Below are 13,579 nucleotides of genomic sequence, written 5' to 3' on the forward strand. Positions count from 1 at the left end.
CCGTCAGGCCGTGCGGTCCAGGCCGACGGCGGCGAGGCGGGCGTAGTCCGGTGAGGTGCGCAGCAGCTCCTCGTGCCGGCCGGTGGCGACCACGCTGCCCTCGTCGAGCACGACGATCAGATCCGACGCCCGGACCGTCGAGATGCGGTGCGCGATGACCAGCAGCGCCCGGCGGGCGGCGATGTCCGCCATCACCCGGGTCAGCGCGTGCTCGTTGACCGCGTCCATCTGGGACGTCGGCTCGTCGAGCAGCAGCAGGGTGGGCCGGGCCAGCAGCGCGCGGGCCACGGCGACGCGCTGGCGCTCCCCGCCGGAGAGCAGTACCCCGTGGTCCCCGACGTCGGTGTCGAGGCCGGCGGGCAGGCGGCGGACGACCGCGGTGAGCCGGGCGATGTCGACAACCTCGGCGATCTCGGCGTCGGTGGCGTCCGGGCAGGCGTAGGCGAGGTTGTCGCGCAGCGAGCCGCTGAGCACCGGGGCGTCCTGCTCCACGAGGTTGACCTGCCGCCGGGTCTGGGCCCGTTCGGAGCAGCCCAGCGGCACGCCGTGGACGAGGATCTCCCCCGCGTCCGGCTCGTAGAACCGCTCGATCAGGCCCAGCACCGTCGACTTGCCGGCCCCGGACGGCCCGACCAGCGCGACCTGGCCCCGCGCCGGCACGGTGAACGACAGTCCCCGCAGGACGGGCCGCTCGACGTAGGAGAACCAGACGCCGCGGAACTCCAGCGCCGGCGTCGCGGCCGCCCCGTCCCCCACCGACGCCCCGTTCCCCACCGACGCCAGGGTCCTCACCTGCGTCACGGGCCCGGCCGGTGCCGGCTCCTCCTCCGGCGGCATCGTGAACACGACGTTCACGCGTGTCAGCGCGCCCAGGCCGCGCTGGATGGTCTGCGCGGACTCGATGAGCTGCGACAGCGGCATCACCAGGTAGGTCGCGTACAGCAGGAAGGCGACCAGGTCACCCAGGGACGTCGTGCCGCGGGCGACCAGGACACCGCCGGCGAGCAGGACCACCAGGACGGAGCCCTGCACCGCGAGCTGGGTGGCGGGGGCGATCACCGCGCTGAGCCGGGCCATGCGCAGCCCGGCGCGGTAGGCGTCGTCGGCGTGCCCGCCGATGCGCTCGGTCTCCCGCTCCTCGGCGTTGCTGGCGCGCACGGTGCGGATCGCGGTCAGCGCCCGTTCCAGGTCGGCGGTCATCCGCCCGATGCTCGCCTGCCCCTGCTCCGAGACGGCCCGCACCCGGGCCAGTGCCGTCAGCACGATCGCGCCGGCCACGACCACCGCGACCAGCACCAGCCCGAACAGCACCGGGCTGAGCCAGACCATCAGACCGATCGCGGCGAGCACCCCGATCACACTGGTGACGAACGTGGTCAGGCTGTAGGCCACGGCGTCCCGGACCACCGTGGTGTCCGCGTTCGAGCGGGAGAGGAGGTCACCGATGCGCTCGGCGTCGAACACGCGGATACGGAGCCGCAGCAGGTGGCCGATCAGCCTGCGCCGCAGGCCCAGCAGCACCCGCTGCCCGGTGCACTCCAGCAGGTAGTGCCCCCAGGTGTCGACGGCCGCCTCGACGAGGAAGACCGCGACGAGCACGACGATCAGCAGGACCGGCACCCCGCCGGCCCGCGCCGCGTCGATGACCGCGCGCACCAGCAGGGGCTGCGCCAGGCCGATCACCGTGCCGAACGCGGTGAGGGTGGTCGCGAACGTGATCAGCCGGCCGTGCCCGCGCAGCAGCCGCCACAGGTCGCCGAAACCCGGGCGGGGCCCCGGCGGCCCGGCACCAGGCGGCGTCAGGCCCGGCGGCCCGGACAACCCGGGCGGCGGGCCACCCAACGGCCCCGAGGGCCCGGGCGGCGGACCGCCGGTCGGCGGCCACGGCCGCGGGGGCGTGGTCACCTCACCCTGGCGGCCGGTCGCGGTCGCGACCGGACCGTGATCATCGGCCGGTAGGTGTCCGGCGGGACGGACTCGCCGACCATCAGGCCGTCGGCCTCCACCCAGGCGTGCGCCGCGAACGAGCCCACGGCCCGTACTCCTGTCCGCCATGTTGGCCACCTCCCCGAGACGCGGCAGACCAGCGCGGTGGCGACCGCGCGCGGCAGGCACCCGGACTGGCCTCGGCAGGTCCGGCTGACCGCCGTGACCGCCTCCATCGCCGCCAGGGTCTGCCGGTACCCGGCCGGCCGCGTCCCGGCGGCCAGCAGTTCCATCACCCGACGCAGCCGTCCCGGCGGCAGCCTGATCAGCACACGGGCGAGCGTGACGGCCAGCAGGGCGAGCGCGTCCCGGCGCAGCCACCGCCACCAGGCCCCGCCTCGCTGGGCCCCGCCACGCCGGGGCCGGCGGGTCACCGGGCCAGCCCGGCCGAGCGCAGCGTCGCGACCAGCCGTTCGACGTCGGACCGCGCGGTCGCGGCATCGACGTCGAAGGCGGCGGTCACCGCGCTCACGGCCTGCGCGAGCGTCCCGCCGCCGGCCAGCACGCCGACGGCGAGGTCGGCGGTGGGGTTCAGGGTCCAGTAACGACCGGTCCGCTCGTCGAGCAGGACGGCGCCGTACTCGGTCTCGGTGCGGATCACGTGCTTGCGCAGCTGCGTCGACACGGTCAGACCCGTTCCTCTCGTCCGCCGGCGGCGCGCGGGCGCGCGCGGCCGCCGCCCCATCCGTTCGCCCCGGCCGGCGCCCCAGCCGGTGCTGTGGCCGCGTCGAGCTCGCCGGCGAGCACCTGGGCGTGGATCCGGCGCAGCTCACCGCTGGGTTCCACGCCCAGCTCCCGGGACAGCAGGTGGTAGGCGGTGCGGTAGGCGGCGAGCGCCTCGGCGCGGTGCCCGGAGCGGCATGCCGCCACCAGGAACTGGCCCCACAGCCGCTCCCGCAGCGGGTGCTGAACGGTCAGCGCCCGCAGCATCGGCAGGACCCGGTCGTACTGGCCGCGGTCGAGCAGCGCGTCGATGAGGTCCTCGTGCACCACCGCGCGCAGTTCGTGCAGGCGGGCCGACTCGGCGCGGGTGACCTCCTCGGGAAGCTCGTCGTACGGCTCGCCGCGCCACACGGCCAGCGCGTCGCCGAACAGATCGACGGCCCGGTCGCGGTCGCCGGCCCACCGGGCGTCCTGGCCGCGGCGCGCCGCGTCCTCGAAGATCCAGACGTCGACCTCGGTGGCGGCGGCGTTGAGCCGGTAGCCGCCCGGCCGGCTCTGGATGCGGCCGAGTCCGGCCGTCTCCCCCGGCGGGAGCATCTGGCGCAGGTCGGAGACGTAGGTCTTGATGTTGCCGAGGGCCGAGGGCGGCGGGTCCGCGTCCCACAGCACCGAGCGGATCCGCTCGGTGCTCGTCCAGCGGCCGCGGCTGAACAGCAGCAGCGAGAGCAGACGCCGCTTCTTCGGCTGCCCGATCGGCACGGTGTGGCCGTCGGACGCATTCACCTCCAGCGGGCCGAGGACCCGGAAGGGCAGGTGACGCCGCGGTTCCATGAGGCGTTCCTCCCCAGCGGGCGGCGGGCTTAGACGGTCCGGCCGGGGCGGCGGGGGGTCGATGTCACCTCCGTCCCGACCCGGTAGGGAATCTTCCCATCACATACAGCTCACATACAGCGACATTCCGATGACCGGGAGCACCCGAGCGATCAGTCGGGCGAATGCCGGTTGTAGGCGGCGACGGTGGCGACAAGATCACCGACCGTCGCGAAGTTGACCGCGAGGAAGGTCGGGCGCAGCCCGCGGGCGGCGCACTGCTCGGCATGCGCCGTCAGCGACGAGCTGGTGTTCACCAGCGCCGCGTCGGCGCGGGTGGCGGCGTGGTCGGTGAGCCAGTGGTTGATGAGGAGCATGGTGGGCCGGCTGGCCCCGCGGCCGATCCGGCAGCTGAAGCCCCCGGGGATCCGGACGTCGAACGGGGTGTCCGCGTTGGAGCGGTAGAAGTTGCGGTACCAGGTGCCGGGCACGTCCCCGTTCTCGGCGAAGACGACCAGGCGCCGGCCGCGGTCGATCAGCTGGCCGAGGGTCGGCCACGGCCGGCCCGGCGCGGGCGGGCGGACCAGGTACTGACCGAGGCCCGCCACCCGGAACGCGGCCATGATCGGTTCGGGCGCGACGCCGTCCTGGACGATGATGGTGATGACCTCGGCCGGGTTGCGCGCAAGCCAGCCCGCGACGCCGGCCAGCGCGTCGTCCAGGCGGGTCGCGCCGAGCTGGCAGATGCCGTGGCAGAGCCAGAGCCCGGGGCGGCTCGAACGGGCACCGGTGGCGAACGGGGCGAGCGCCTCGCGGGCCCGCGGGCGCAGCTCGGCCAGGAACGACTCGACCTCCGCGGGTGTCGTCCAGTGGTGGACGTCGAGCATCAGAGCGCGGATGCCACTGTCGAGCTGGCCCACCAGGTCGGGGTCCTGCACCGCGCCGAGGAACCCGGCCTGCACGGACGCCATCCCGTTGTGGGTCGTCGGGTAGACCACGTCGGAGTAGCGCCGGTTGCACAGGTCCGCCCCACCGTTGCAGAACGCGGTGCCGGTGCCCGCCTCGCCGGGGATCAGCACCCAGGACACGGCGACGAACACCGAGCAGGTCGTGCCCACCGCCACCAGGCGCCGCACGCGCCACTCGGCGCGCGACAGCCGGCGCACCACCACCGTCACGGTGCCGAGGAGGAGCCCGGCCAGGAGCGGTATCGCCGCGATCTCGCTCCAGGTCGCGCGCACGTTGGCGACCAGCACGCGGCCGATGTCTCCGGCGAGGACCCGCCCCGCCGGGGGAAGCGGCGAGTCCGGCCCGCGCAGCGGCGCGAGCGGGTCGCCGACCAGGCCGGTCACGAGGACCCCCGCGGCCAGCGCGGACAGCCCGCCCGCGACGAGCGCGGCGCCCACCAGCCGCACCGACGGTCCGCGCCGCCGGACGGCGAGACCGAGCACGCCGGCGGGCAGGGCGAAGCAGAGCGCGGCGAGGGCGAGCATGCCCGTGCCGCCGATCGTGTGGATCGTGCGGAGCACGAAGCCGGCCGGGCCGCCGGGCGCGTCCGCGAGCGGGCGGCCGAGGTCGAGGACGGTGCCGCCGGCCAGGCGCGACCGCAGGTCGGCGACGGCGGACACGTCCCCGGCGAAGATCAGCGGGCCGACGACCGCCAGCGCGGCGCCGAGATCACCGGAGCGCAGCGCGACCAGCACCTGTTCCCGCGCGACCGGCCGGTCGGCCCCGTCCACCCGGCTCACCAGCAGGTCGGTCGCCCAGGCGACCTGATCGTCGGTGAGATCGATCTCGGGCACGGAGGCGGGCGGGCGGCCCTGGCTGACCCGGTCCACACCGTCGAGGACGTCGCGCAGGGCGGCGGCGACGTCCTCGGTGCGGTACCGCGGCGCGCCCGACACCTGCCCGGCGAGGTAAACGGACGCGAGCCGCCCGATGTTGTCGAGGATCGGCCGCAGGTCGACGGCGAGGACGAACTCGGCGCGGCTGCCGTCGAGGTAGGCGGCGACGTTGTCGGCGACGCCGTCGGTCATCCCGCGCAGCGCCGACGGCGGGACGACGAGCTGCAGGTTGTCGACCATCAGGTCCGGGTCGACGGGCAGGTCGGCGAGCAGGTCACCGGTCACGTCCGTGAGCACCGGGTCGGTCAGGACCTCGTCGCTGATCCGCTCGTGCACCCGCGCCTCGTCCAGCGCGCCGCGGTAGAAACGGGCCTGCTGGGCTGTCTCGTGCACGGTCAGCAGCGCGACGCCCGCCGGGACGAAAACCGCCGACACCACCGCGACCAGGCAGACCACACCCCCGAGGCCACGCCGCCGGATCCCAACAAAACGGGCGAGCCGGGACCAGCCGGGCCGGACCCGAACCGCCCAGAGCCGGGCAGGCCGGAACCGGGCCGCCCCGAACCAGGYCGGCGAGGCTCCCCACAGCCAACCCATGGGACGCCAGATTACCGACGTCAGTAGTCGAACAGTTGACGGAATCGAGGTCATCCCACGTCCGGGCCGCTGGAATACGTGGAGACGGGGTATCTCGGCACCGACGGCCCATGCGGGAGGCCCGTGGCCGGCCAAGGAACCGAGGTGTCCGATGACCATGCACTCGAGCCCGCCCCGTGAGCGCCCCGTCCTTGTGTGGGCGCTCACGGGGGTCGTCGTCGTCGGACTGGTGCTCGCGCTGGTCGGGATGATCCTCAACGCCTGGGTGCTGCTCGCCGTGGCCACGACGGTGGCCGTGCTCGCGGCCCTGGCTCTGTGGCCCGCGGGCGTGATGTCCCACGTCAGCACGACCCGTTCGGCGACCACCCGCGGACCGCGGTAACGGACGGGGAGGGAGAAGGCATGGACACGGCAGTGATCGATCGGCCACGTGGTCGCGACATGTGGCACGTCCCGCGGACGAAGGGTGCCCTCAGCGGGTTCCTGCTCGTGGCGCTCGGCATCTGGGGGGCCCTCATCCCGTTCGTCGGGCCCTATTTCGACTTCGGCTTCACGACGCAGACGTGGGAGTGGACGGCCAACCGCTTCTGGCTGTCCGTCCTGCCCGGCATCGTCGCGGTCGTGGGCGGGCTGATCCTGATATTCAGCCAGAACCGGGCGATGGCCGCGTTCGGCGCCACGCTGGCGACGGTCGCCGGGGTGTGGTTCGTCGTCGGGCCACCGCTGTCACAGATCTGGAACCCGGCGGCGATGGGCGTCCCGCTCGGGGGCAAGGGACTCCAGGCGCTCATCATGATCAGTTTCTTCTACGGGCTGGGCGCGGCGATGCTCTTCCTCGGCGCGAGCGCGCTCGGCCGGCTCAGCGTGGTCGGCGTCCGTGACGTCGCCACGGCGCGGCGGCGGCGCCTCGGGCATCCCGAACCGAGCCGGCACGCCCGCGGCCACCGCCGCCAGCTCCAACCGGCCGCGCCCGCATCGGACCAGGCCGTCAGGGACCAGGCCGCCGCGGACCAGGCGGCCGCCGGCCGGGCTGCCGCCGGGCCGGGCCTCGACGAGGCGTCGGTCTACCCGGACGAGCCCCGCCGCGCGGACACCCCGCCCGCCGGAACCCGTGAGCCCGCCGGAACCAGCGAGCCCGCCGGAACCAGCGAGCCCGCCGGGATCCGCGAGCCCGCGAGCGCCGGTGGCGGCCGGCACAGCCGCCACCACTGGTGGGAACGTTCACACTGACGCCTGCAGAGGGCCTCGCGCACACACCAGCGCCTCCGGCGGGGCTGGACTGGTAGGACGGCCAGATGAGCGACGAGAACACGGCCCGCCCGGCCCGCCCTGACGCCGACGAGCTGATCTACACGGTGGACGGCGCCATCGCGACGATCACCCTCAACCGGCCGCAGGTGAAGAACGCGTTCACCCTGACCATGATCGACCGTTGGGCGGAGGCGCTGCGGTCCGCGGCCGCCGACCCCCGGGTGCGGGTCGTCGTCGTGACCGGCGCCGGCGGCGCCTTCTGCTCGGGGATCGACCTGGCGGTGCTGGGCGGCATCGAGCCCACACCGATCGCGCGCCGGCGGATGCTCACCGAGGGCGTCCACAAGGTGGCCCGCGCCGTCCTCGACCTGGAGAAGCCGCTCATCGCGGCGATCAGCGGGGTGGCCGTCGGCGCCGGGCTCGACATGGCGCTGATGTGCGACCTGCGGTTCGCGGGGCGCTCGGCGCGACTGGCCGAGGGCTACATCAAGATCGGCCTGGTTCCCGGCGATGGCGGGTGCTACCTGCTTCCCCGCCTGGTCGGACCGGCCAAGGCGCTGGAACTGCTGCTGACCGGCGACACGGTGGACGGCGTCGAGGCCGAGCGGATCGGCATGGTGAACCGGGTCTACGAGGACGACGAGCTCCTCGACGCGACCTACGCGTTCGCCGGGCGGCTCGCGGGCATGTCCCCCATCTCCGCCGCCATGATCAAGAAGACCGTCTACCAGTCGCAGACCATGGACCTGCGCGCCAGCCTCGACATGATCGCCTCGCACATGGCGATCGTGCAGTCCACCGAGGACTACGCCGAGGCACGGGCAGCGTTCACCGAGCGGCGGACCCCCGACTTCACGGGGCGCTGATCACCCGCAGGTGCAGCTCGCGGGCGGTGCGGGCCCGGCGCAGGTCGTCGGCGGCGTCGACGACCACGCGGGAGAGCACTTGGCCGACGTCGCCGCGGCTCAACATCTCCTGAGCCGCGGCAAGCGTCCAGGCCTCGACCGCGTAACGGGGAAAGGCGGCGGCGGCCACCTGCCGGACGGCATGCGGGGAGCGGGCCGACGCCAGCGTGGGCATGTCGGCGAAGTACCGGTCGACGTAGCCGGCGGTGAGCTCGGCCTGCTCCGGTCGCCAGAAGCCCTGGGCCGTCGCCGCCACCAGCCGTACCGAGGTGGCGCGGTCCTCGGTGACGGCCTGCCACGCCCGGGCCTTGGCCGCCGGCTCGCCGATCGCCGCCCTGCTCCGCGCGGCATGCTCGGCGGCCCGGGTGCTGCGGTCGCGGTCCAGCTCGGCGGCGATCTCGGCCTCCCCGGCGGCGTCCAGGACGACCAGCCGGTCGAGCACCAGCCAGCGCAGGTCCGGGTCGACGACGAGGCCGTCGGGGACGCCACGGCCGGTGAGCCAGCCGCGCAGCTCGTCCACCTCGGACGTCCCTGCGCACCGCACCAGGCCGCGGGCCGCCGCCAGCAGCAGGCCGGACGTCCCGGCGGCACCCGCGATGACGCGGCGGCAGGCGCCGGCGAGCGCGGCGCGGGCGGCGGGTTGGTCCCGTTCGGGCAGGAAGACGTCGACGACGGTCGCGGCGGCGAAGCGCAGCGCGTCCTCGAAGACGGCGACCGAGCGTTCGGCGGGCAGCGCCCGCGCGGCGAGCGCCAGGTAGTCTGCCGCGGGCCATTCGGCGTCCCGGGTGGCGTCCGCGACGGCCGCCCACACGACAGCGCGGGCGAGCGGGTCGCCCAGCTCAGCCAGGACGGCGCCGAGGCCGGGCAGCTCCCCCGCGACGAATCTGATCTTGGCGTACGTGAGGTCCCCGTCGTTGAGCAGCAGCAGCCGGCCGGGACGGGTGCCGGCGAGCTCGGGCACCGGCGTGCGCCCGCCGGCCGGCGACGACGGAAGATCGACGAGGACACGTCGCACGAGCGTCACCGGGCCGGGAGCGCCGTCCGGGGCGTTGTCCGGGTCACTGTCGTACACGCCGATGCCGACGCGGTGCGGTCGCTCGGCGGGATGGTCCGCCGGGGCGGTCCGCGTGATCTCGACGGAGACGTAGGCACCGCTGTCGTCGAGGATCACTTCGGGACGCAGCGTGTCGACCTGCGCGCGGCGCAGCCACGCCGCGGACCACGCCGTGAGGTCCTTCCCACTGGCCCGCGCCAGCGCCGTCAGCAGGTCGTCCAGGGTGGCGTTGCCGAAGGCGTGCGCGGTGAAGTAGGCCCGCAGCCCGGCCAGGAACGCGTCGTCGCCCACCCATTCGACGAGCTGACGCAGCGCGGAGGCGCCCTTCGCGTAGGAGATCCCGTCGAAGTTGAGCAGCGCCCGTGCGGTGTCGGCGACGTCGTCGGGGGCCACCGGGTGGGTGGACGGCCGCTGGTCGGCCGCGTAGCCCCAGCTCTTGCGGCCCACCGCGAAGCTCGTCCAGGCGTCGGTGAAGCGGGTCGCCGCGGCCGTCACCCGGGTGCCCAGGTACTCGGCGAACGACTCGTTGAGCCACAGGTCGTCCCACCAGCGCATGGTCACGAGGTCGCCGAACCACATGTGCGCCATCTCGTGGGCGATCACGACGGCGCGCCGCTCGCGCTCGGCCTCGGTGACCGCGGAGCGGAACACCAGTTCGTCGCGGAAGACGACCAGGCCCGGGTTCTCCATCGCGCCCATGTTGAACTCGGGCACGAACGCCTGGTCGTACTTCCCGAACGGGTACCGGATACCGAAAAGCTCGTGGTAGTGGTCGAGGCAGCCGGTGGTGATCTCGAAGATCTCGGCCGCCTGGGCGTCCAGGTACGGCGCGAGCGACCGCCGACACACCAGCCCCAGCGCCACCCCGTCGTGGGTCGCGCTCCACACCTGGTACGGCCCGGCGACGAGAGAGACCACATAGGTAGACAGAGGGGCGGTGGGCGCGAACTCCCAGCGCCCCGGGCCGACCCGGGTGCCGGCGCCGTTCCCCCGCACCTCCCAGGACGGCGGGGAGGTCACCGTCAGGCTCAGCGGCGCCTTGAGGTCGGGCTGGTCGAAGCAGGCGAAGATCCGCGCGGCGTCGTCGAGGAAGGACTGCGCGTAGAGGTAGACCTCGCCGTCCTCGGCGTCGGTGAACCGGTGCAGCCCCTCACCGGTGTTCGTGCACTCCATGGTCGCCCGCACCTCGAGGGTGTTGTCGGCGAGCAGGTCGGGCAGCGCGAGCCGGCCCCCGGCGACGGCACCCGGGCCGAGGTCGCGCCCGTTGAGCCGGGCAAGCTCGACCCCGATCGCCTTGAGCTCGGCGAACGTGGCCGCGCCGGGTTGCCGGCACGAGAACGAGACCGTGGTGGTCGAGGTGAACCGCGGGCCGGACGAGGTCCCGGTCAGGTCCAGGTCGACGTGGTACGAGTGGACCTGGACGAGCGCGGCTCGGGCCACGGCCTCGGCTTGGCTCAGCGGTTGCATCTGCCCGACGGTAGTGCCCGGCCCGCCCCACCGCGCCTGTCGGGTTCCGCGCGCGCCCTCGACCGCACCCGTCCCGTCCGGAACCGGCCCGGAACCGGCCCAGGGCCGCGCCGCTCAGGACCACACCGGCAAAATCGGACCAATGACGAGCAGCGCCGCCCAGCGCGACGACGCCCCCGGGCACCGGCCTCCGCGCGGGACGTCCCCCGCCCAGGTCACGCTCGACGAACTCACCCGCCCCGGAGGCGAGGTGCTCACCGACCGCAAGGGCCGGCTGGTCGTCCGGCACGGTGATCTCGTCGTCAAGACGCACATGGCCGAGGAGGAGCTCCAGCCGCTGCTCGCGCGGCTGCGGCTGGCCGCTGATCCACGGCTCGGCGACATACTGCTGTCTCCCCTGCGCATCCGGGGCGGCCACGGCGGCCTGCTCGCCCCGGTCGGCGGCCGTCTCGTCAGCGCCTGGCCGGCCGGGAGGGCGCTGCGCGTCGACGAGGTGGAGGCCCGCGTCGAGGACGCGCCATGGACGGCGGCCGCCGCGCTGCTCGCCCGCCTGCACGCCACGGACCTGACCGCGCTCGCCCCGGCGCACGTCCCGGCGGCCGGCGTCTGTACCCGCCTGCGGCGCTCGCTGGACCGCATGGAAGCCGCCGTGGCCCGCGCCACCCGGGCTGGCGCCGCCTCGGGCGCGTCGGTGCGCGAGATCGAGCGGCTGGCGGACGAAGTCCGGCGGGCCTACCCGACGCTGCCGTCCTGGCTCGGGCGGACGCCGGCCCGCCCGGGTACGGCGCCGGCCCTCATCCACGGCGACTGGCATCTCGGCCAGGTCGTCCGGGTGGCCTCCGCTCCGGCCAGCGCCGCGGACGCCGGATGGCGCATCGTGGACGTCGATGACCTGGGCTGGGGGGATCCCGCCTGGGATCTGGCCCGTCCGGCGGCCTGGTTCGCCGCGGGCATCCTGCCCGCCGAGGTCTGGGGAACCTTCCTCGGCGCCTACCGGGAGGCCGGCGGCCCGGCGGCGGGCCCCGACGGCGATCCGTGGGAGGCCCTGGACGGCCCGGCACGGGCGGTGGCCGTGCAGTACGCGGCCGGTGCCGTCACCGACCTCGCCACTGACGGCACCCCGTTCGACGAGGGCGCCGACGCTTTCGTGGCCTGCGCCCGCCGGATGTGGTCGGGACACTGACAGCCGCGAAAAGTACGGACCGACACGACCCGCCCGGTAGGCTGCTGCCGTGAGTTACCAGACCATGGTGTGTCCGAAGTGTCACGGATCCATGCGGACCTACAACCGCAACGGCGTCCAGATCGAGCAGTGCGACAACTGCCGCGGGATCTTCCTCGACTACGGCGAGCTCGAGGCGCTCACCCGCCTGGAGTCGCAGTGGGCGCAGCCGGCGCAGCCGCCTCCGCCGATGGCGCCCGGCGGCCACTACGCCCCGCCGGCCTGGGGCTCGCACGGCCACGGCCACGGGTACGGCCACGGCCGCCTCACCCGGATGTTGTTCTCCTCCTGACGGTCTCCCCCGACTGACGGTCTCCCCACGACGGCCGGCGGCTGAACGCGGACGCCTACCTCCCGCCACCAGCGGGTATCGCCTCCAGGGACTCCCGTAAGGCGGCCCAGGGAGGCAGCAATGCCCGCGACGGCCCGGTATCCGCGCGACCTGTCCGCCGGCTCGCCGACGGTCGACCCGCTCCACACCGAGCAGTGCGGCGCGGTCGTGGCCGGGCTGATGTCGGTCGCCCGGCACCGGCTCGGGATGGAGCTGGCCGTCATCACCCGCCGGGTGGCCGACGTCCTGGTCGTCGAGCACTATGACGGCGACATCGAGTCGTTCGGCATCGCCGTGGGCACGACCGCCAGCTACGAGCGGACGCGGGCCGCACTCGAGGGACGTCTGCCGCAGGTCGTCCGCTACGCCGGGCGGGACGGGCGCACCGCGGACCCGGCGCTGGCCCGACGGGTCGACATCGGCAGCTATGTCGTGGCCCCGGTGCTGCTGCCCGACGGCTCCGTGTACGGCTCGCTGGCGTGCATGAGCCACAACCCGGGCCCGGCGCTGCGCGACCGCGACGCGTCGTTCCTGGCTCTGATCGCCGACGCGCTGTCGAACTGCGTCTCCGACCACCGTGGCGACTGGCGCGAGCGGGACCGCGTCTGGCGCCGGATCAGCCGGCTGATCGACGACGGCGGGCCGGCGATGGTCTTCCAGCCGATCTACGACCGGGCGACGCTCGACATCGCCGGTGTGGAGGCCCTCTCCCGCTGCCCCGGCACCTGCACCGCCGGCTCGGACGAGTCGTCCCCGCAGCGGTGGTTCGCCGACGCGGCGTCCGTCGGGCTGGGCGTCGAGCTGGAGGTCGCGGCGATCCGCAACGCGCTCGCGGCGCTGCCATGGCTGCCCGCCGGGCTGCCGCTGTCCGTGAACGCGTCACCGGCCGCCATCGTGTCGGGCGCGCTGATCGACCTGCTCGCCACCATCCCGCCGGAGCGGGTGATCATCGAGGTGACCGAACACAGCCGCATCGACGACTACCCGACGGTCATGCTCGCGCTCGACGCCCTGCGCGGCCGCGGGGTACGCACCGCGCTCGACGACGTGGGCGCCGGCTACGCGGGCCTGCACCAGCTGCTACAGCTCAGGCCGGACATCATCAAGATGGACCAGAGCATCATCCGGAAGATCGGGGAGGACGCCCCGGCCTGCCGGGCGCTGGCCACCGCGCTCGTGTGTTTCGCGGAGGACATCGGCGCGACCGTGCTCGCCGAGGGCGTGGAGACGTCCAGGGAGCTGGAGGTCCTCGGCGAGGCCGGGGTCCATCAGGTCCAGGGCTTCCTGCTGGCCCGCCCGGGCATGCTCGCGTCCGGCCCACCGCCTGGGACGAGCGGCACGCGGACCATCCCGACACCGACGGGCACCCGAACGCTCACACAACGTGAGCTTGCTGGCTACCGGAACGCGTGGCCACCGGGGTAGACCACGCCAGAGGGCACACGTCAC

The 13,579-nt window shown here is 74.3% G+C and carries 12 protein-coding genes; 6 read left to right on the forward strand and 6 right to left on the reverse strand.

The genetic code is table 11. From position 1 onward, the window contains the following. Nucleotides 1-3: 3 nt before the first annotated feature. The 5 genes from BBK14_RS17040 to BBK14_RS17060 all read right to left on the reverse strand — a co-directional run bounded on the left by BBK14_RS17040 (nt 4) and on the right by BBK14_RS17060 (nt 5,900). Nucleotides 4-1,905 carry an ABC transporter ATP-binding protein gene (locus BBK14_RS17040; protein ID WP_071063676.1) on the reverse strand — a complete coding sequence of 634 codons (1,902 nt, stop codon included), beginning with the start codon at nt 1,903-1,905 and terminating at the stop codon, nt 4-6. Then, a complete protein-coding gene (locus tag BBK14_RS17045) occupies nt 1,902-2,360 on the reverse strand; it encodes a lasso peptide biosynthesis B2 protein (RefSeq protein ID WP_083391022.1) in 459 nt (152 codons plus the stop codon). Before BBK14_RS17045 ends, BBK14_RS17040 begins: the two co-directional genes overlap by 4 nt. Then, nucleotides 2,357-2,611, reverse strand: a complete 255-nt coding sequence (locus tag BBK14_RS17050; RefSeq protein WP_071063678.1) for a lasso peptide biosynthesis PqqD family chaperone — start codon at nt 2,609-2,611, stop codon at nt 2,357-2,359. The genes BBK14_RS17045 and BBK14_RS17050 overlap by 4 nt, the downstream gene beginning before the upstream one ends. Before the next feature lie 2 nt (nt 2,612-2,613). Then, on the reverse strand, nt 2,614-3,480 hold the full coding sequence (locus BBK14_RS17055) for an AfsR/SARP family transcriptional regulator (protein ID WP_071063680.1): 867 nt from the start codon (nt 3,478-3,480) through the stop codon (nt 2,614-2,616). A 152-nt stretch (nt 3,481-3,632) separates the two neighbouring features. Beyond that, complete coding sequence (locus tag BBK14_RS17060; protein ID WP_241831609.1) at nt 3,633-5,900, reverse strand: phosphoinositide-specific phospholipase C-related protein; 2,268 nt, start codon at nt 5,898-5,900, stop codon at nt 3,633-3,635. 151 nt (nt 5,901-6,051) lie between these two features. Here BBK14_RS17060 and BBK14_RS17065 point away from each other — a divergent pair, with 151 nt between their 5' ends. The 3 genes from BBK14_RS17065 to BBK14_RS17075 all read left to right on the forward strand — a co-directional run bounded on the left by BBK14_RS17065 (nt 6,052) and on the right by BBK14_RS17075 (nt 8,017). Continuing rightward, nucleotides 6,052-6,282 carry a hypothetical protein gene (locus BBK14_RS17065; protein ID WP_071063682.1) on the forward strand — a complete coding sequence of 77 codons (231 nt, stop codon included), beginning with the start codon at nt 6,052-6,054 and terminating at the stop codon, nt 6,280-6,282. Nucleotides 6,283-6,302: 20 nt separating this feature from the next. Further along, nucleotides 6,303-7,130 (forward strand): hypothetical protein, encoded by an 828-nt coding sequence (locus BBK14_RS17070; RefSeq protein WP_083391023.1) that lies wholly within the window; start codon nt 6,303-6,305, stop codon nt 7,128-7,130. A 65-nt stretch (nt 7,131-7,195) separates the two neighbouring features. After that, on the forward strand, nt 7,196-8,017 hold the full coding sequence (locus BBK14_RS17075; protein ID WP_071063684.1) for an enoyl-CoA hydratase/isomerase family protein: 822 nt from the start codon (nt 7,196-7,198) through the stop codon (nt 8,015-8,017). On the opposite strand, the gene pepN is transcribed toward BBK14_RS17075, so the two are convergent. Further along, the gene (pepN, locus tag BBK14_RS17080; protein WP_071063686.1) at nt 8,004-10,577 is read right to left on the reverse strand and encodes an aminopeptidase N; all 2,574 of its coding nucleotides are present in this window, start codon (nt 10,575-10,577) and stop codon (nt 8,004-8,006) included. The two genes, BBK14_RS17075 and pepN, sit on opposite strands and share 14 nt — an antisense overlap. A 142-nt stretch (nt 10,578-10,719) precedes the next feature. On the opposite strand from pepN, the gene BBK14_RS17085 reads away from it, so the two are divergent. From BBK14_RS17085 to BBK14_RS17095, 3 genes are all read left to right on the forward strand, one after another. Next, a complete protein-coding gene (locus tag BBK14_RS17085; protein WP_235013581.1) occupies nt 10,720-11,760 on the forward strand; it encodes a phosphotransferase in 1,041 nt (346 codons plus the stop codon). Nucleotides 11,761-11,824: 64 nt separating this feature from the next. Next, nucleotides 11,825-12,091 (forward strand): TFIIB-type zinc ribbon-containing protein, encoded by a 267-nt coding sequence (locus BBK14_RS17090; RefSeq protein WP_071063896.1) that lies wholly within the window; start codon nt 11,825-11,827, stop codon nt 12,089-12,091. A gap of 120 nt (nt 12,092-12,211) precedes the next feature. Continuing rightward, a complete protein-coding gene (locus BBK14_RS17095) occupies nt 12,212-13,555 on the forward strand; it encodes a sensor domain-containing phosphodiesterase (protein WP_071063688.1) in 1,344 nt (447 codons plus the stop codon). Nucleotides 13,556-13,579: the final 24 nt, after the last annotated feature.

Origin of the sequence: Parafrankia soli (assembly GCF_001854695.1) — a bacterium.
Lineage (GTDB): Bacteria > Actinomycetota > Actinomycetes > Frankiales > Frankiaceae > Parafrankia > Parafrankia soli.

What these genes read in the sequence shown, in the direction of transcription:
- BBK14_RS17065 (WP_071063682.1), top strand. Translation starts at nt 6,052, where the DNA reads ATGACCATGCACTCGAGCCCGCCCCGTGAGCGCCCCGTCCTTGTGTGG.
- BBK14_RS17075 (WP_071063684.1), top strand. Translation starts at nt 7,196, where the DNA reads ATGAGCGACGAGAACACGGCCCGCCCGGCCCGCCCTGACGCCGACGAG.
- BBK14_RS17085 (WP_235013581.1), top strand. Translation starts at nt 10,720, where the DNA reads ATGACGAGCAGCGCCGCCCAGCGCGACGACGCCCCCGGGCACCGGCCT.
- pepN (WP_071063686.1), bottom strand. Translation starts at nt 10,577, where the DNA reads ATGCAACCGCTGAGCCAAGCCGAGGCCGTGGCCCGAGCCGCGCTCGTC.
- BBK14_RS17090 (WP_071063896.1), top strand. Translation starts at nt 11,825, where the DNA reads ATGGTGTGTCCGAAGTGTCACGGATCCATGCGGACCTACAACCGCAAC.
- BBK14_RS17070 (WP_083391023.1), top strand. Translation starts at nt 6,303, where the DNA reads ATGGACACGGCAGTGATCGATCGGCCACGTGGTCGCGACATGTGGCAC.
- BBK14_RS17055 (WP_071063680.1), bottom strand. Translation starts at nt 3,480, where the DNA reads ATGGAACCGCGGCGTCACCTGCCCTTCCGGGTCCTCGGCCCGCTGGAG.
- BBK14_RS17095 (WP_071063688.1), top strand. Translation starts at nt 12,212, where the DNA reads ATGCCCGCGACGGCCCGGTATCCGCGCGACCTGTCCGCCGGCTCGCCG.